The following is a 1,688-nucleotide window of genomic DNA, read 5'->3' on the forward strand; positions in this document are numbered from 1 at the left end:
AAGCTGTTGATATCAATCATATGGGGGTATTAGCTTGCCAGGGGAGGTGGAGTAATGCTATGGTGGTGGTTTGATTGTGTGATAATCCTGACTTGAGATCCAGATATGTTGTGTGTTAATACCTATTAACACACAAATTTAGGCCAAACTTATAATCAATTTCTTAAAAATTCGCATGGTCAAAAGAGTGCCCTGTCCCCACTGCAACATATCTTACCCAAGAAGAACACTGTAGAGACATGTTGTTAGATGTCCAAATGCCCAGCCTTTGACTCGTGACTAGACTTACTAGTGGTCAGACCTCATGGGATACTGGAACCCTTTGAAATTTTGCAGTACCATTTTGCAACTACTCCTGTTTTCTGTGCTGTTCTACGTGGCTTACAAGGTTCTAAAGCCTATCATTACATTCTGGTAGGTTATTTGGTCGTGGATCAGTGCTGTGTATAGCATTTTGGCCAACTTAGCCAATGCGGAAGTCGCTGCGATCATCAATCTCCCGAATGATTTTACGAATGTGGAGACAGCAACCACTGACGCACTCAGGCAAAGCACTGGAATTTGACTGACTGAACAACCATTTCTCTTAACTTTAACTTCTTAAAACTTAACTTATACATACTTATACTTATTATTCACTGTGCGTTAGCACTATACACATTGTCGTCTTGCATCATCATGAACTTTTGACTCCAAAATCTCTGTTTGCTTTCTCGAATTTCTGGTTTACCTCCTGCTGGAATTGAACGAATATACTGATTATTCATTTTAACAGGGTGCCTCGGAACAGTTGTCAAAGGCTTCAAAACCTCCATCCCAGTGTTTACAAGCTCACCCATACGCAATTTTACGCTGGCAAACCAGCCGTCAAGTAAGCAATAGTAGAAGTAATCAATGACCGTGTAGAACAAAGCAAAAACAATCCATTGTATTGAAGACTTTCTTGCCACAACAGTGCAAAGAAATGGGTTGGTAAGCAGCACAAAAAGCCAAATTTCTTGAAGATAGTAGGGGAAAAACACACGCAAGACTCGGCTTTCACTGTCTTCAAAGAGCTTTATGTTTTGCTTATAGAGTCTGAAGTGTAATTCATCGTTGTAATACCTCCCAAATTGAAGAAGACAGAAGTTGTTTTTGAAAAGGTGTCTCAAACGCTCTGAGTGAAGCATTTCTTCATTTATAGGCATTGCAGCTTCAATAGCTGATATATCCTATGGCCCCAGTGTCAATACCCTTACTTATATATGAGCAGAGATGTAAATCATGATGTTAGCAAGAAAGATAAGCCATAGTGAGTATCGGGTCAATTGTGGAGAAAGAAAATTAAGTGCTTTGTCTGAAGAAAGAAACGCAACAAAACCATAATGTACCAGAGCCATAAAGAATTAGGTGAACTTACTACTGAAGGCCCACTGTAAGGTACTAATCAACAGCCCAAATAGCTTTATAACTATGTATTAAACAGTTGTACCACAGAAAAGAGTGGTCATCAAGTCGAACAGGCGCATGCACATCGCGAAAATTTTCTGAAAATTGATTATAAATTGAGTCTAAATTTGTGTGTTAATAGGTATTAACACACAACATATCTGGATCTCAAGTCAGGATTATCACACAATCAAACCACCACCATAGCATTACTCCACCTCCCCTGGCAAGCTAATACCCCCATATGATTGATATCAACA

The 1,688-nt window shown here is 39.3% G+C and carries 1 protein-coding gene; it reads right to left on the reverse strand.

Annotated features, from left to right (window positions below):
• Positions 1–635 precede the first annotated feature (635 nt).
• Positions 636–1,187 carry a hypothetical protein gene (locus VL130_RS13375; RefSeq protein ID WP_325363425.1) on the reverse strand — a complete coding sequence of 184 codons (552 nt, stop codon included), beginning with the start codon at positions 1,185–1,187 and terminating at the stop codon, positions 636–638.
• Between the last annotated feature and the right edge of the window lie 501 nt (positions 1,188–1,688).

The organism is Asticcacaulis sp. (assembly GCF_035497195.1).
In the GTDB taxonomy this organism is placed as follows: Bacteria; Pseudomonadota; Alphaproteobacteria; order Caulobacterales; family Caulobacteraceae; genus Asticcacaulis.